The following is a 16,190-nucleotide window of genomic DNA, read 5'->3' as shown; positions in this document are numbered from 1 at the left end:
GGTTTAGCAAATAGCTAAAAACCGTCACCGAATTATATATAAATGGTAACAGATACTATAGCAGATTATCTAACTAGAGTTAGAAATGCAAGTAGAGCAGGTCACAGGGTTGTGGAGATTCCTGCTTCTAACTTAAAAAAGGCAATAACAAAGATATTATTCGATCAGGGATATATCCTTAGTTATAAATTTGAGGATGACAAAGTTCAGGGAACTATTAAGATAGCCTTGAAATATGATAAGATGACGAAGGAGCCTGTGATCAAAAAGATACAGCGTATCAGTAAGCCTGGTCTTAGAAAATATGCTCCTAGTGAAGATTTGCCAAGAGTATTGAACGGTCTTGGTATAGCCATAGTCTCTACATCACACGGAGTAATGACAAGTAAGCAGGCCAAGGCAGAGAATGTTGGTGGTGAGGTTTTATGTTACGTATATTAACAGAATAAAGAGTTAGAAGATGTCTAGAATAGGAAATAATCCAATAGCAATTCCGGAAGGAGTTACAATAGAAATCAATGATAACATCATTACTGTTAAAGGAAAATTAGGAGAGTTAACTCAAGAATTTTCTGGCGTCAGTGTTAAGGTAGAAGATGGTGAGGCATTCGTGACCAGACCTTCGGATTCAAAGGAACACAAGGCCAAGCACGGACTGTATAGATCATTAATTTTGAATATGGTCGAAGGTGTGTCTAAAGGTTGGACAAAGGAATTGGAGTTGGTTGGTGTAGGTTATCGCGCTAGCAACCAAGGTCAGAAATTGGATTTGGCTTTGGGTTTTTCACATAATATCGTTTTTGATTTAGCTCCAGAGGTTAAAGTTGAAACAATATCGGAAAAAGGGAAGAATCCCATTGTAAAATTAACCTCACATGATAAGCAGTTAGTCGGTCATATAGCCGCTAAAATAAGATCTTTCCGTAAGCCTGAGCCTTACAAAGGAAAAGGTGTTAAGTTTGTAGGTGAAATATTAAGAAGAAAGGCTGGTAAATCAGCTTAATTATAGCATTATGGGATTATCAAAAACGCAGAGAAAGTATAGAATTCGAAGAAGAATCCGTAAGGTTTCCGTTGGTACTGCTGAGAGACCAAGATTATCGGTTTTTAGGAGTAATAGTGAAATTTATGCTCAGGTAATTAATGACGTAGAAGGTATCACTTTGGTAGCGGCATCATCTAGAGATAAGGATATCGCTTCAGCAAAAGGGAACAAGACAGAGATAGCTACCCTAGTAGGAAAGGCCATAGCGGAAAAATCGGTTAAAGCCGGTTTCGATAAAGTGGCATTTGATAGAGGTGGTAATTTATATCACGGAAGAGTTAAAGCTTTGGCTGAAGGGGCAAGGGAAGCGGGACTAAAATTCTAAAAAAAGAGTATGTTTCAAAAATATAAAAACGTAGAGACTGTAAAACCTGGCGGCTTAGATCTTAAAGATAGATTGGTCGGAGTACAGCGTGTTACTAAAGTTACAAAGGGTGGTAGAGCATTTGGCTTTTCTGCGATTGTAGTAGTAGGAGATGAAAACGGAGTTGTTGGTCATGGCCTTGGAAAATCAAAGGAAGTTGCTACGGCAATTGCAAAGGCAATTGAAGACGGAAAAAAGAATTTGATTCGTATCCCTTTGAATAAAGGTACGTTGCCACACGAGCAAAAAGGTAAATTTGGTGGAGCACGTGTTTATATCCAACCTGCTTCGCATGGTACCGGTGTAATTGCTGGTGGTGCCGTTAGAGCGGTACTGGAGGCCGTTGGTGTTCATGACGTACTGTCAAAATCACAGGGTTCCTCAAATCCCCATAACGTAGTTAAGGCAACTTTTGATGCTTTATTACAATTAAGGGATGCAAGAACAGTTGCACAACAAAGAGGAGTTTCTTTAGAGAAAGTTTTTAAAGGTTAAGAAGGGTATTATGGCAAAGATTAAGGTTACACAGTTAAAGAGTAGCATCAAAAAACCTCAAAATCAAAAGCGAACGTTAGAAGCTCTTGGTTTAAAAAGAATTGGTCAGGTGGTAGAGCATGAAGATACCCCTAATATTCTTGGAATGATAAATAAAGTTAAACATCTAGTTTCTACAGAAGAAGCTTAAATAAATATTTGATGAATTTAAGTAATCTACAACCCGCAGAAGGTTCAGTTAATAGAGATGGTAAGCGCCTGGGAAGAGGCCAAGGATCTGGTAAAGGTGGAACTGCTGCAAGAGGACACAAAGGAGCTAAATCTAGATCGGGTTACTCCAAGAAAATAGGATTTGAAGGTGGACAGATGCCCTTGCAAAGAAGAGTGCCTAAGTTCGGTTTTACGAATATAAATCGTAAGGAATATCAAGGCATTAATCTAGACAGGTTGCAAGCTCTTGTTGATGACAAGGTTATCAAGGAAACTGTTACTTTAGATATTTTGGTAGAGAACGGACTTGTTAGAAAAAATGAGTTAGTGAAGATTTTAGGTGGTGGAGAGTTAAAAGCATCACTGAAAATTTCGGTACATAAATTTACAGCTACAGCAAAAGCCGCTATCGAAGCTGCCGGTGGTGAAGCAATAAGTTTATAAGCATAAACGAGAGCATGAAGAAATTTATTGATACAATATCCAATATTTGGAAAATAGAAGAGCTAAGGAATAGAATACTTATTACCTTAGGTCTTTTATTGGTTTATAGATTTGGTTGTCAAATTGTACTTCCAGGTATTGATTCTACACAATTGGGTGGACTGGCAGATGGCACGGACCAAGGAATATTTGGTTTGCTGAACGCATTTACAGGAGGGGCTTTTGCCAATGCTTCTGTTTTCGCACTCGGAATAATGCCCTATATTTCTGCTTCGATTGTAGTTCAATTAATGGGGATTGCAATTCCCTATCTTCAAAAGTTACAGAAAGAAGGAGAAAGCGGACGTAAAACGATAAATCAGATAACTAGATGGCTAACCATCGGTATCTGTATTGTACAAGCACCGGCTTATCTATATGGCTTAGAAGCTTTTGGTGTTAGAGATAGTGCTTTCCTATTAGGGAAGGGACTTGACTTCATGGTGCCTGCGGTAATAATTTTGGTAACAGGATGTGTTTTCGCAATGTGGTTAGGAGAAAAGATAACGGATAAAGGTATCGGTAACGGTATATCCTTATTAATAATGATTGGTATTATCGCCACCTTGCCTCAATCCTTTGTTCAAGAGTTCATCTCTAGGACTACGAACAATAATGGTGGATTGATGTTCATTCTTATTGAGGTAATTGTTTGGTTCTTGGTTATTCTGGCTAGTGTTCTTTTAGTAATGGCCACTAGGCAAATTCCGGTGCAATATGCTCGTAGAACTGCATCAGGAGGCTATGAAAAGAACATCATGGGTTCCAGACAGTACATTCCTTTGAAGCTTAATGCTTCAGGGGTTATGCCAATCATATTCGCACAGGCAATCATGTTTGTTCCCAGTATGATCGGTGGTGCTTTTGATGATACGGAGTTCGGTCAGTGGATGCAGGTGCAATTTGCTGATATCTTCGGACTAGCATATAACATTCTATTCGGTCTATTAATTATCATATTCACTTACTTCTATACGGCTATTACGGTTCCAACTAACAAAATGGCTGATGATTTAAAAAGAAGTGGTGGTTTTATTCCAGGAATTAGGCCAGGTAAGGAAACGGGTGATTTCTTAGACAAGATTATGTCTTTGATTACTTTGCCGGGATCAATATTTTTAGCTTTACTTGCGGTATTACCGGCAATTGTTGTAAAGCTTTTAGATGTGCAGGCAGGATGGGCATTATTTTACGGAGGAACATCGTTGCTCATTATGGTGGGTGTGGCCATTGATACTGTTCAACAGGTAAATTCATATCTCTTGAACAGACATTATGATGGTCTGATGAAATCAGGAAAAAACAGAAAAGTAGCATAATTTATGGCTAAGCAAGCAGCAATAGAGCAAGATGGGTCTATCATAGAAGCGTTGTCAAATGCAATGTTTCGTGTGGAGTTAGAAAATGGACATGTGGTAACTGCTCATATATCGGGCAAAATGCGCATGCATTATATTAAATTATTACCTGGAGATAAGGTGAAATTGGAAATGAGTCCATACGACCTTACGAAAGCAAGAATTACTTATAGATATTAAGATACAAGATGAAAGTAAGAGCATCAGTTAAAAAGAGAAGTGCCGAATGCAAGATTGTACGCAGAAAGGGCAGGTTGTACGTAATCAACAAAAAGAATCCTAGATTTAAACAAAGACAAGGGTAATTATGGCAAGAATCGCGGGTATAGATATACCAAAACAGAAGAGAGGCGTAATTGCCTTGACCTATATTTTCGGAATTGGAAGAAGCAGGTCTAAAGAAATATTAGAGAAAGCCCAAGTTAGTGAAGATACTAAGGTCTCTGATTGGAACGACGATGAGATAGGTCGTATCAGGGATGCTGTTTCTTCTTTTACCATCGAGGGAGAGCTTCGTTCTGAAACACAATTGAACATTAAGCGTTTAATGGACATTGGTTGTTATAGAGGTATTCGCCATAGATCAGGTTTACCTTTAAGAGGTCAACGTACCAAGAATAACTCTAGGACTAGAAAAGGAAAGCGTAAAACAGTTGCTAACAAGAAGAAGGCTACTAAATAATAAATAGTTATGGCAAAGGCAAATACAAAAGTAACTAAGAAACGTAAGGTTGTTGTAGATTCTGTTGGTGAAGCTCACGTAACAGCTTCATTTAATAACATTATTATTTCATTGACGAACAAGAAGGGTGATGTAATCTCGTGGTCGTCAGCAGGTAAATTAGGATTTAGAGGTTCAAAAAAGAATACACCATATGCCGCACAGGTTGCTGCAGAAGATTGTTCCAAAGTAGCTCATGAAGCTGGTTTAAGAAAAGTAAAGGTGTACGTAAAAGGACCGGGTAATGGTAGAGAATCTGCCATACGTGCCCTACACAATTCAGGAATTGAAGTGACGGAAATCATAGATGTAACTCCGATGCCTCATAATGGTTGTAGACCTCCAAAAAGAAGAAGAGTTTAATTAAGTATTAATAGATTTCACAGAAAGTGTAATTACGATTATCGAAGGATAAGCCTTAATTCATAATCTCACTTTCATAATTTAAGAAAATGGCAAGATACACAGGACCAAAATCAAAAATCGCCCGTAAATTCGGAGAAGCGATATTCGGAGACGACAAAGCCTTCGAAAAGAAAAACTATCCCCCAGGACAACACGGTAACGCAAGACGTCGTGGTAAAAAATCGGAGTACTCCGTGCAGTTAATGGAGAAGCAAAAAGCAAAATACACATATGGTATTTTGGAAAAGCAATTCCGTAATTTATTCTCCAAAGCTAACAGGAGTAAAGGTGTTACAGGTGAAGTGTTACTTCAGTTATGTGAATCTCGTTTAGACAACGTTGTTTACAGAATGGGAGTTTCTCCTACCAGAAGTGGCGCTAGACAATTAGTATCACACAGACACATTACTGTTAACGGAGAGTTGGTAAACATTCCTTCTTACTCTTTGAAAGCAGGAGACGTTGTTGGGGTAAGAGAAAAATCTAAATCCTTACAAAGCATACAGGATTCATTGGCTGCAAATAGCTCAGTTTATGAATGGATGACGTGGAATTCAGAAAAAATGGAGGGTACATTCGTATCGGTCCCAGAAAGACTTCAGATTCCAGAAAATATCAAAGAACAATTAATAGTCGAGTTATACTCTAAATAAACAACACTGATCCAATTATGGCATTATTTAATTTTCAGAAACCCGATAAAGTAATAATGATCGATTCCTCAGATTTCGAAGGGAAATTTGAATTTCGTCCTTTGGAACCTGGTTATGGATTAACTGTTGGGAATGCATTAAGAAGGGTATTGCTTTCTTCATTAGAAGGCCATGCCATCACATCCGTAAGGATTGATAAAGTAGAACATGAGTTCTCTGTAATATCTGGTGTTGTAGAAGACGTAACCGAAATTATATTGAATTTAAAACAAGTTCGTTTTAAGAAGCAAATTGAGGATTCCGAAGCGGAAGTTGTTTCAATATCTGTAAGTGGTAAAGATCAGTTGACCGCTGGGGACTTCCAGAAGTTTATTTCTGGTTACCAAGTGCTTAATCCTGAATTGGTTATCTGTAATATGGATGCTAAGGTTAGCATTAACATGGAAATCACGATTGATAAGGGTAGGGGCTATGTTCCAGCCGAAGAGAACAAAAAGTCGGGAGCTCCAATGGGGACTATCGCTGTGGACTCTATTTTTACACCAATTAAGAATGTAAAGTATAGTATTGAAAACTATCGTGTAGAACAAAAAACCGATTATGAAAAGTTGGTTTTCGAGATTGTTTCTGATGGTTCTATTCACCCAAAAGATGCTTTAACCGAGGCGGCTAAGGTGTTGATACATCACTTTATGCTTTTCTCTGATGAAAGAATTACACTGGAAGCTGACGAAATTGCCCAAACGGAGACTTATGATGAAGAGTCTCTACACATGAGACAATTGTTGAAGACCAAGCTTGTGGATATGGATTTATCCGTTCGTGCTTTGAATTGTTTGAAAGCGGCAGAAGTGGATACGCTTGGAGATTTGGTGTCTTTCAATAAAAACGATTTGATGAAATTCAGAAACTTCGGTAAAAAGTCGTTGACAGAGCTAGAAGAACTTGTTATTAACAAAGGACTTAGCTTTGGAATGGATTTGTCAAAATATAAATTAGATAAGGATTAATAATCATATTTTGCTCCTCGCCAGTCGAGTTTGGTAGCAAGATGATAAAGTAAACATATGAGACACGGTAAAAAAATAAACCATTTAGGAAGAAAAACAGCACATAGAAAGGCGATGTTGGCCAATATGGCCTGTTCCTTGATTGAACATAAGAGAATCAATACTACTGTTGCCAAAGCTAAGGCGCTGAAGCAATTTGTAGAACCATTAATTACAAAATCAAAAGCCGAGAATAATTTATCGGCTGAAAAAGGTACGCACAACAGACGTATCGTATTTAAGAGTCTTAGGGATAAGTATGCTGTTACTGAATTGTTCAGTGTGGTATCTGAAAAGGTTGCCGATAGACCAGGTGGTTACACTAGAATTATAAAACTGGGTAATCGTCTTGGTGATAATGCTGACATGGCTATGATAGAGCTGGTAGATTTCAACGAAGTGTACAACGCGGGCAAGCCTAAGAAAAAATCAACAAGAAGAAGTAGAAGAGGTAGCGGAGCTAAGACGGAGATGCCTCCGGTGGCTGTTGCAGATTCTAAGGCAGAAGCTCAAACTGATACAGAGGCTAATGCAGATGACTCAGAAGAATAAAATGTCAATAAATATTGATAATTATAAAAGGATAAGCTTTATAGCTTATCCTTTTTTTATGTTTTTTTGTTAACGATTAATAAAGTATAGAAAACTTATGAAATATCAATCCAGAAAGAAGGCGTTAATATTATTGGCGGACGGTACCATTTTTTATGGTAAGTCCGTTGGGGATAAAGAAGGAACTGCATTTGGGGAAGTCTGTTTTAATACAGGAATGACCGGTTATCAGGAGATTTTTACGGATCCCTCTTATTTTGGTCAACTAATGGTCACTACTAACGCACATATTGGTAACTATGGCACCAATAAGGAAGAGGTAGAATCAGAAACCATTAAAATTTCGGGATTGATTTGCAGAAATTTCAGTTATGAATACTCTAGGCCCATAGCGGATGCCAGTTTAGAGGAGTTTTTAAATAAAAACGAGTTATTTGCCATATCCGATGTTGATACAAGGGCTTTGGTGAATTATATAAGGGATAATGGTGCTATGAACGCTGTTATTTCTACGGAGGTGGATAATATCGAAAGCCTAAAGAAACAATTGAAAGAAGTACCTAGTATGGACGGATTAGAATTGGCTTCAAAAGTTTCTACCCGTGAGCCGTATTACTATGGAGATGAAAATGCGAAGTATAAAATATCTGCCTTGGATATTGGTATTAAAAAGAATATCTTAAGAAATCTCGCTAAGCGAGACGCCTATATAAAAGTGTTTCCGTATAATACTAGTTTTGATGAAATGGCTTCTTGGAATCCTGATGCGTATTTTATTTCTAACGGACCTGGTGATCCGGAACCTCTTAAAGATGCTATCAATACGGCAAAGGATATCATAAAAACAGACAAGCCTTTATTCGGAATATGTCTAGGACATCAGGTAATTGCCTTGGCTAACGGAGTATCGACTTATAAAATGCATAATGGGCATAGGGGTATCAACCACCCAGTTTTAAATTTGCTGACAGGGAAAGGAGAAATTACCTCTCAGAACCACGGTTTTGCGATTAACCGAGAAGAAACAGAGGCAAATACGGATTTAGAGATTACCCATGTACACTTAAATGATAAGACGGTCGCGGGAATCAGGATGAAAGACAAGAATGTTTTCTCGGTACAATACCATCCCGAAGCCAGTCCGGGCCCTCATGATGCGGACTATCTTTTCGATGATTTTTTTAACTTAATTGCGAAAAACACAAAAGAGCCGTTAGAAGTTTAAATTATCGTTATTTTATTGGGAATTACGGTACCTAAGAGAATTCTTTAAAAAGAGTGTTTCGTATCTTTGCCCACTATTAATAATCAATTTTAATCAAGAAAAATAAGATGAGTATCATACTAAGTGTTCACGCTAGACAAATATTGGATTCAAGAGGTAACCCTACCGTAGAAGTAGATGTAATTACTGAAAATGGTGTAATGGGAAGAGCGGCTGTTCCTTCTGGTGCCTCTACCGGAGAGCATGAGGCTGTTGAACTTAGAGATGGTGGTAGCTCATTTATGGGTAAAGCGGTCACTAAAGCCGTTGCCAATGTAAATAACGTCATTGCTGAAGAAATCTTAGGGATGTCCGTGTTTGAACAGAACCTACTGGATCAAACGATGATAGATTTAGATGGCACACCCAACAAATCAAAATTAGGCGCTAACGCGATTTTAGGTGTTTCATTAGCAGCAGCAAAAGCTGCTGCAAACGAGCTTGGGCTTTCCTTGTTCCGTTATGTAGGAGGCGTAAGTGCAAATACGTTACCTGTTCCAATGATGAACATCATAAATGGTGGGTCGCATTCCGATGCTCCTATAGCCTTCCAAGAATTTATGGTAATGCCGGTAAAGGCCATGAATTTCTCACATGCCATGCAAATGGGGACCGAAATCTTCCATAACCTTAAAAAAGTATTACACGATAGAGGTTTGAGCACGGCGGTTGGCGACGAAGGTGGCTTTGCACCTAATCTTGCCGGCGGTACGGAAGATGCATTGGATACCATTGCGAAGGCTGTTGATAAAGCTGGCTATAAATTGGGCGATGATGTTATGATTGCCCTTGATTGTGCTGCGGCAGAGTTTTTCGTAGATGGAAAATATGACTACACCAAGTTTGAAGGGGATAAAGGTGTTATAAGAACATCTGAAGAGCAGGCACAATATTTGGCTGACCTTTCCGCAAAATATCCTATCATATCAATCGAAGATGGCATGGATGAGAACGATTGGGACGGTTGGAAAGCATTAACAGATAAGATAGGGGATAAGGTGCAATTAGTTGGTGATGATTTATTTGTTACTAACGTGGAGCGCTTGTCTACTGGAATAGAAAAGGGTATTGCTAATTCTATTCTAATAAAAGTAAATCAAATTGGAACATTAACGGAGACTATCGCAGCGGTAAACATGGCTAAAAATGCAGGGTATACCTCAGTAATGTCGCATCGTTCCGGTGAAACCGAAGATAATACCATAGCAGATTTGGCAGTAGCACTTAATACAGGTCAAATCAAGACCGGTTCAGCATCACGTTCTGATCGTATGGCCAAATACAATCAATTGCTTCGTATTGAGGAAGAACTCGGGAGTATGGCATACTATCCCAAGGATAAAGCCTTCAAATTAAAATAATACCTTTAAAAAGCCTTTCTAATTCAGAAAGGCTTTTTTTTGGCCTATTCACAAAAAAAATAACTATCTTTTTACAATTCAATAATTAAAATCCCTCTAATATCGAATATGAATAATTTCCTTTTTGTTGCTGCCGAGAATGATGCCATACCAGATTGTAAAGCGGGCGGAATGGGCGATGTTGTCCGTGATGTCCCTAGAGAAATTTCCAAACGAGGAGATAAGGTCCACGTTGTGGTTCCTTCCTACTCTAGGTTGCATAAATCAGGCGTCTTCAAGATGAATTTAAATTTTCAGCTCAGAGGTACCACTTACACCGCTGAGTTATATGAGGTGGTTCCGAAAAAAATCGATGCGAATATAAAACATTATGTAATCCACCATCCAGAGATAGCCGAGGGTGGTATTGCCCATATATATCATGACGACCCAACAGAGCCATTTTATAATGATTTTGTGAAGTTCATGGTTTTTAATACTGCAGTCGCTGAATCTATGCGAGTAGAGGCTTATGGGTCTTTGGATATTGTACACATGCACGATTGGCATTCAAGTGCTTTGTTATTTTTAAAGAAATACCACCCAAGTTATAGAGGTCTAAGGAAGATGCGATACGTTTATAGTATTCACAACTTGGCCATACAGGGAATACGTCCCTTCTACGATAATTATGCTTCAGTTAATAATTGGTTTCCCGAAATAGAGCTTGACCATAAGACTTTGATGGACCCGCGTTACCAGGATTGTATTAATCTCATGGCTGTAGGTATTCGCCTGGCAGATGCTGTACATACGGTCTCTCCATCTTATAAGGAAGACGTGATGCTTCCTAGTAGAAAACCTGAATTTATTGGGGGGGAAAGTTTGGAAAATGATTTACTACAGGCAGATAATGAAGGGCGGTTGTTCGGAATTTTGAATGCGTCCAATTATGGTAACATTAGAGAAGCGGAAAAGGGCTTGCTTTACAGAAATACGGTCAAAGCATTATTTGGATGGCTTCAAGATGAGTCAAAAATGTATAAAGCTAATTTTCTTGCCCATACAGGTGAGAAAATCATGGAATACGTAGGTAATAGACCCAAATTTATAGTGTCTAGTGTTGCCCGTCTAACAGAACAAAAATTTTACTTCTTCATGCGGTCTCCGGAAGCATTGGAAAAGATGTTAAAACGACTTGATAAAATAGGCGGAATTTTTATGCTCTTGGGAACAGGAGATCCAGGTTACGAAGAACATTTTCGCAACATGAGTTATAAGTATAAGAATTTTATTTTCACGAACGGTCAGTCAGAAGATTTGATAGATTCCATGTATCTAGAGACGGACCTTTATTTTATGCCTAGCCTTTTTGAACCTTGTGGTATAAGTCAGATGTTGGCGATGCGCAACGGGAATCCTTGTTTGGTGCATCATACCGGAGGTTTAAAGGATACGGTCTCACACTTAAAAACCGGCTTCGCGTTCGATGGTAATACCTACGACGAAAAGATAAAGAATATGGTTAAAAGTTTTGACCAGGCCCTTGATATCTGGGAGAACGACCAGCCCAAGTGGAAAAGGATTAAGAATAACGCGAAGAAAATGAGGTTTACATGGGAAAAATCGCTGGATGCCTATTATAAGGATTTGTATTTATTGTAGTTATAAAAGTCTAATTTATCCTAAAAAATATCAGGTGTTAATAATTATCTAAAGGCATCTGTTTAATTGTTAAAACAATCACTTTTCCGTAAATTTACCGTTAAAATCAAATCTAAGTAATTACGATATATGTCAGATAAAGCTACTTTAAAGTACGATGGTAAAGAGTATGAATTTCCAGTTATAAAAGGTACCGAGGATGAACTTGCCATAGATATCAAGCAGCTACGTGGTAGTACTGGTGGGATTATTACCATAGATCCTGGATACAAGAATACCGGGTCTTGCGAAAGTGCTATAACATTTCTTGATGGTGAGCAGGGTATTCTGAGATATAGAGGGTATGCCATAGAAGAACTTGCTGAGAAAGCAGATTTTCTTGAGGTGGCCTACCTATTAATTTTTGGAGAATTACCTAACAAAGAGCAGTTAGAAGCTTTTCACATAGACATAAAGAATGAGTCTCACGTAGATGAAGAAATGAAAAAGATTTTGGACGCTTTTCCAAAATCAGCTCACCCAATGGGCGTTCTTTCTTCCTTGACAAGTGCACTAATCGCTTTTAATCCAATTTCGGTAAATGTAACTTCAAAAGACGAAATGTACGGTGCTATTGTAAGGATACTGGCCAAATTTCCGGTTCTGGTAGCATGGACACTTCGTAAGAAAAAAGGATTACCATTGGATTATGGTGATGACACCTTGGGTTATGTAGAGAACATTCATAAAATGATGTTCAAAAAACCTTCTCAGGAGTATAAGAGAAATAAAATCGTAATCGATGCGCTTGATCAATTATTAATATTACATGCCGATCACGAACAGAACTGTTCTACATCTACCGTGCGTATTGTTGGGTCTTCGCATGCAGGCTTGTTTGCTTCCTTATCCGCAGGTATTTCCGCCTTATGGGGCCCATTGCACGGTGGTGCTAACCAAGCGGTTCTGGAGATGTTGGAAGCTATTGAGGCAGATGGCGGCGATACTAGAAAGTATATGGCCAAGGCGAAGGACAAGAGTGATCCTTTCAGACTAATGGGCTTTGGACATAGGGTATATAAAAACTTTGACCCAAGGGCTAAGATCATCAAAAAAGCAGCTGAAGAAGTGCTTAACGACTTAGGTATTGATGATCCAATTCTTGAGATAGCCAAAGGACTTGCGAAAGAAGCCTTGGAAGATCCGTATTTCGTTGACAGAAAATTGTATCCTAACGTAGATTTCTATTCAGGAATTATCTATAGGGCCTTGGGTATCCCAACAGAAATGTTCACCGTAATGTTCGCTTTGGGAAGATTACCAGGTTGGATAGCGCAATGGAGAGAAATGAGGTTACGTAATGAACCTATCGGCAGACCAAGACAAATTTATATCGGAGAAACCGAGCGTCCGTTCGTTGAACTTGATGCCAGGTAGATTGCTACCTTTTAATAAAAACAATGAAAGCTCTTTTATTTATAAAGGAGCTTTTTTTTGGTTTAAAATCGAAATTAATTTTATTCTAAACTTATCATGCTCAGATTAAATATCAACGACGAGATTTCACCTTTGAAGGCCGTTGTTTTGGGAACTGCTAAAAGTAGTGGACCAACACCAAAACCCGAAGAGGCCTACGACCCCAAGTCTTTGGAACATATACTTGCTGGGACTTATCCCAAAGAAGCCGATATGATACAAGAAATGGAAGCGTTTGCCGCAGTATTTGAAAAATATGGTGTAAAAGTGTACAGACCTGAAGTTTTAGAGCAGTGTAATCAAATCTTTTCAAGGGATATCGCCTTTGTTATCGAGGATAAACTTGTAGTAGCCAATATTTTACCGGAAAGAGAAAAAGAAGTAGAGGCTATTCTACACGTACTAGATAAGATAGATGAAGGTCATATTCTGCATCCACCGGAAGAGGTACATGTAGAGGGCGGAGATGTCATGCCCTGGAAGGATTATATTTTTGTAGGTGCCTATACAGCAGATGACTACGCTGAATGGATAACGGCCAGAACCAACTCACATGCAGTAGACTACTTGAGAAATCAGTTTCCCAGAAAAACCGTAAAATCGTTCGAGCTTAGAAAGTCCAGTAACGCAAGGGAAAATGCATTACATTTAGATTGTTGTTTTCAACCACTGGGAAAAGGAAAAGCTATCTTGCATAAAAACGGTTTCTTGGTTGAAGAAGAATACCAATGGTTGGTGGATTTCTTCGGTAGGGAAAACATCTTTGAAATAACTGCTGACGAAATGTACCACATGTTCAGTAATGTGTTTTCAATCTCTCCAGACACCGTGGTCTCGGAAAAAGGCTTTACCAGATTAAATAATTGGCTAAGAAGTGAAGGTTTTACCGTTGAGGAAATACCGTATGCCGAAATAGCAAAACAAGAAGGACTATTAAGATGTAGTACATTACCCTTAATAAGGGAGTAATTAAAATGAATATGCAGATTACCAATACTATTTTAATGATACGCCCGGTTGCCTTTAGAATGAACGAGCAAACCGCGGTGAATAATTATTTTCAAGAAGATCTTAATTTAAAGAACCACACGATAAACGAGCGAGCCCAAAAGGAGTTCGATGATTTTGTAACCGTCTTACGAAAAAATGGGGTTAACGTTATCGTGGTAGATGATAAAGAGGAAAATGACACTCCGGATTCTATTTTCCCTAACAACTGGGTCTCTTTTCACGCTAGTGGCACCGTTGCCGTGTATCCCATGTTTGCAGAAAACCGCAGAAAGGAAAGAAGAGAAGATATTTTTGATATTTTAGAAGAGGCCGGTTTTCATATTAATAATATTGTTGATTATACCTCAGCAGAAGAAGAAGGTGTTTTCTTGGAGGGCACGGGAAGCATCTTAAAGGATAGGGTGCATCAAAAGGCCTATTGTGCACTTTCAGAAAGGGCGGACGAGCATCTCTTTATTGAGTTCTGTGAAGATTTTGATTGTTTTCCGGTCATTTTTACGGCCAATCAGTCTGTGGATGGTAAACGTATGCCAATATATCACACCAATGTTATGATGGCCATGGCAGAGACTTTTGCCGTCATTTGCTTGGATACCATAGACGACAAAAAAGAACGTAAAAATGTGGTAGCGCATTTAAAGAAGGACAACAAGGAAATTATACGAATTACAGAAGAACAAATGCACCATTTTGCTGGAAATATGTTGCAGGTCATTGGTGCGGACGAAAAACGTTTTATGGTAATGAGTTCCGCTGCCTATAATACTTTGGAGCAAGAACAGCTCAAGGCCATTACAAAACATTGTGAGATAATACATAGTTCTCTGGATACCATAGAAACCTGTGGAGGTGGAAGTGCACGTTGTATGATGGCAGAGGTTTTTTTGCCCAGGGCATAGTATAATAACAAGTGAAGGAGTTTATTAAACGGTTTTTTTCATGCGTTCTTGTTGAAGATTGCTTAACTTTTAAGAAAATTAATCTTTAAATATAGAATCCTGCGTCCCCATGAAAACCCAAAGAATACTCATCCTTGGATTTATTTTATTGGTAGGTATACTTTTGGCTTCCAACGGGGGTCCATCCACTTCTGTATATGAAATAACCACAGCTGAAAAAACGAAAGACGAAGCGGACACCTCTTTTGATACCATGATGCGCGTTCTAACGCATCAGCGGTGTGTCAATTGCCATCCTAATGATAATATACCCAAACAGGGAGATGATAGTCACCCTCACTATTTCGGAATTAGAAGGGGAATGGATAAGGAAAGCTCCGCTGCTACCCAATGTATTACTTGCCATCAATCCGAAAATAATTCATACTCGGGAGTGCCCGGTGCGCCGGAATGGGCCCTGGCACCGGCTTCCATGTATTGGGAGGGGTTGAGTAAAATTGAAATTGCCGAGTCCATGATGGACCCCGAAAGAAATGGAGGTAGGACGCCAGAAGAAACTATGCATCATTTAACGGAACACGAACTTGTCCTGTGGGCTTGGGCACCTGGGGTAAATGCTAACGGCGTGCCTAGAGAAGTACCGCCCGTTCCCAAAGAAGAATATATAGCCGCGGTTAAAAAGTGGTTTAAGGAAGGACATAGTATTCCATCTAAATAAAAGTGATTATGAAAATATCCTTGACGGTAAATGGCAATTCTCATACGATTGATATTGTTGATACCGATACTCCTTTATTATGGGTCATTCGAGACATCTTAAATCTGAAAGGCACTAAATTCGGTTGCGGTAAAGCGGCTTGTGGTGCATGTACCTTACATGTTGAAGGGGAGGCGGTGCGTTCCTGTTCTTATGCTGTCAAATTTGCCGACGGAAAAGAGATTACTACTATAGAAGGATTAGGAACAAAGGCCAACCCTCACCCAGTACAGCGCGCTTGGATTGAGGAGGTCGTGCCACAGTGTGGCTATTGTCAGCCTGGTTTTATGATGGCCACTGCGGCCTTGTTGAAGAAAAATCCAAATCCTACCGATAAGGATATCGATGTTAATATCATTAATGTTTGCCGATGTGCTACCTATTACCGTATGAGGAAAGCGATACATAGGGCAGCTGAGCTTAGTGCATCTCCCGAGGAATCAGAAAACTTAAACGCATAGCTT

The 16,190-nt window shown here is 39.0% G+C and carries 22 protein-coding genes; all 22 read left to right on the top strand.

What is annotated here, in order from left to right; translation table 11 throughout:
• Positions 1–42: 42 nt before the first annotated feature.
• On the top strand, positions 43–441 hold the full coding sequence (gene rpsH / locus BFP77_RS06220; protein ID WP_099573177.1) for a 30S ribosomal protein S8: 399 nt from the start codon (positions 43–45) through the stop codon (positions 439–441).
• Positions 442–460: 19 nt separating this feature from the next.
• On the top strand, positions 461–1,003 hold the full coding sequence (gene rplF / locus BFP77_RS06215) for a 50S ribosomal protein L6 (RefSeq protein WP_099573176.1): 543 nt from the start codon (positions 461–463) through the stop codon (positions 1,001–1,003).
• Between the two features lie 10 nt (positions 1,004–1,013).
• Entirely contained in the window at positions 1,014–1,370 is a 357-nt protein-coding gene (gene rplR, locus BFP77_RS06210; protein ID WP_099573175.1) for a 50S ribosomal protein L18, read from the top strand.
• Positions 1,371–1,379: 9 nt separating this feature from the next.
• The gene (gene rpsE, locus BFP77_RS06205) at positions 1,380–1,904 is read left to right on the top strand and encodes a 30S ribosomal protein S5 (RefSeq protein ID WP_099573174.1); all 525 of its coding nucleotides are present in this window, start codon (positions 1,380–1,382) and stop codon (positions 1,902–1,904) included.
• 10 nt (positions 1,905–1,914) lie between these two features.
• Positions 1,915–2,094 carry a 50S ribosomal protein L30 gene (rpmD, locus tag BFP77_RS06200; RefSeq protein WP_099573173.1) on the top strand — a complete coding sequence of 60 codons (180 nt, stop codon included), beginning with the start codon at positions 1,915–1,917 and terminating at the stop codon, positions 2,092–2,094.
• Between the two features lie 11 nt (positions 2,095–2,105).
• Positions 2,106–2,558, top strand: coding sequence for a 50S ribosomal protein L15 (gene rplO, locus BFP77_RS06195; RefSeq protein WP_099573172.1), 453 nt, complete (start codon positions 2,106–2,108; stop codon positions 2,556–2,558).
• Between the two features lie 14 nt (positions 2,559–2,572).
• Positions 2,573–3,916, top strand: a complete 1,344-nt coding sequence (gene secY / locus BFP77_RS06190; protein WP_099573171.1) for a preprotein translocase subunit SecY — start codon at positions 2,573–2,575, stop codon at positions 3,914–3,916.
• Between the two features lie 3 nt (positions 3,917–3,919).
• Positions 3,920–4,135: a translation initiation factor IF-1 gene (gene infA / locus BFP77_RS06185; RefSeq protein WP_013305172.1), complete on the top strand. Its 216-nt coding sequence runs from the start codon at positions 3,920–3,922 to the stop codon at positions 4,133–4,135.
• Between the two features lie 8 nt (positions 4,136–4,143).
• Complete coding sequence (gene ykgO / locus BFP77_RS06180) at positions 4,144–4,260, top strand: type B 50S ribosomal protein L36 (protein WP_073370549.1); 117 nt, start codon at positions 4,144–4,146, stop codon at positions 4,258–4,260.
• 2 nt (positions 4,261–4,262) lie between these two features.
• On the top strand, positions 4,263–4,637 hold the full coding sequence (gene rpsM / locus BFP77_RS06175; protein WP_099573170.1) for a 30S ribosomal protein S13: 375 nt from the start codon (positions 4,263–4,265) through the stop codon (positions 4,635–4,637).
• A 9-nt stretch (positions 4,638–4,646) separates the two neighbouring features.
• Complete coding sequence (gene rpsK, locus BFP77_RS06170) at positions 4,647–5,039, top strand: 30S ribosomal protein S11 (RefSeq protein ID WP_099573169.1); 393 nt, start codon at positions 4,647–4,649, stop codon at positions 5,037–5,039.
• Between the two features lie 89 nt (positions 5,040–5,128).
• Positions 5,129–5,734, top strand: coding sequence for a 30S ribosomal protein S4 (gene rpsD, locus BFP77_RS06165; protein WP_099573168.1), 606 nt, complete (start codon positions 5,129–5,131; stop codon positions 5,732–5,734).
• Positions 5,735–5,751: 17 nt separating this feature from the next.
• On the top strand, positions 5,752–6,744 hold the full coding sequence (locus tag BFP77_RS06160) for a DNA-directed RNA polymerase subunit alpha (RefSeq protein WP_099573167.1): 993 nt from the start codon (positions 5,752–5,754) through the stop codon (positions 6,742–6,744).
• A gap of 57 nt (positions 6,745–6,801) precedes the next feature.
• Positions 6,802–7,335: a 50S ribosomal protein L17 gene (rplQ, locus tag BFP77_RS06155; RefSeq protein WP_099573166.1), complete on the top strand. Its 534-nt coding sequence runs from the start codon at positions 6,802–6,804 to the stop codon at positions 7,333–7,335.
• Between the two features lie 97 nt (positions 7,336–7,432).
• Positions 7,433–8,560 carry a glutamine-hydrolyzing carbamoyl-phosphate synthase small subunit gene (carA, locus tag BFP77_RS06150; RefSeq protein WP_099573165.1) on the top strand — a complete coding sequence of 376 codons (1,128 nt, stop codon included), beginning with the start codon at positions 7,433–7,435 and terminating at the stop codon, positions 8,558–8,560.
• A 107-nt stretch (positions 8,561–8,667) separates the two neighbouring features.
• Entirely contained in the window at positions 8,668–9,960 is a 1,293-nt protein-coding gene (gene eno, locus BFP77_RS06145; protein WP_099573164.1) for a phosphopyruvate hydratase, read from the top strand.
• Between the two features lie 108 nt (positions 9,961–10,068).
• Positions 10,069–11,604: a glycogen synthase gene (locus tag BFP77_RS06140; protein WP_099573163.1), complete on the top strand. Its 1,536-nt coding sequence runs from the start codon at positions 10,069–10,071 to the stop codon at positions 11,602–11,604.
• 129 nt (positions 11,605–11,733) lie between these two features.
• Positions 11,734–13,020, top strand: a complete 1,287-nt coding sequence (locus tag BFP77_RS06135) for a citrate synthase (RefSeq protein ID WP_099573162.1) — start codon at positions 11,734–11,736, stop codon at positions 13,018–13,020.
• Positions 13,021–13,116: 96 nt separating this feature from the next.
• Positions 13,117–14,028 (top strand): dimethylarginine dimethylaminohydrolase family protein, encoded by a 912-nt coding sequence (locus BFP77_RS06130; RefSeq protein WP_099573161.1) that lies wholly within the window; start codon positions 13,117–13,119, stop codon positions 14,026–14,028.
• 11 nt (positions 14,029–14,039) lie between these two features.
• On the top strand, positions 14,040–14,969 hold the full coding sequence (gene ctlX / locus BFP77_RS06125; RefSeq protein WP_099573272.1) for a citrulline utilization hydrolase CtlX: 930 nt from the start codon (positions 14,040–14,042) through the stop codon (positions 14,967–14,969).
• A gap of 109 nt (positions 14,970–15,078) precedes the next feature.
• Positions 15,079–15,687 carry a hypothetical protein gene (locus tag BFP77_RS06120; RefSeq protein WP_099573160.1) on the top strand — a complete coding sequence of 203 codons (609 nt, stop codon included), beginning with the start codon at positions 15,079–15,081 and terminating at the stop codon, positions 15,685–15,687.
• Positions 15,688–15,695: 8 nt separating this feature from the next.
• Complete coding sequence (locus tag BFP77_RS06115) at positions 15,696–16,187, top strand: (2Fe-2S)-binding protein (protein ID WP_099573271.1); 492 nt, start codon at positions 15,696–15,698, stop codon at positions 16,185–16,187.
• Positions 16,188–16,190 lie beyond the last annotated feature (3 nt).

This window comes from Maribacter sp. 4U21 (assembly GCF_002742365.1).
GTDB lineage: Bacteria > Bacteroidota > Bacteroidia > Flavobacteriales > Flavobacteriaceae > Maribacter.
Note: the sequence above shows the minus strand (reverse complement) of the source record. Positions and strands in the feature narration are given on the sequence as shown.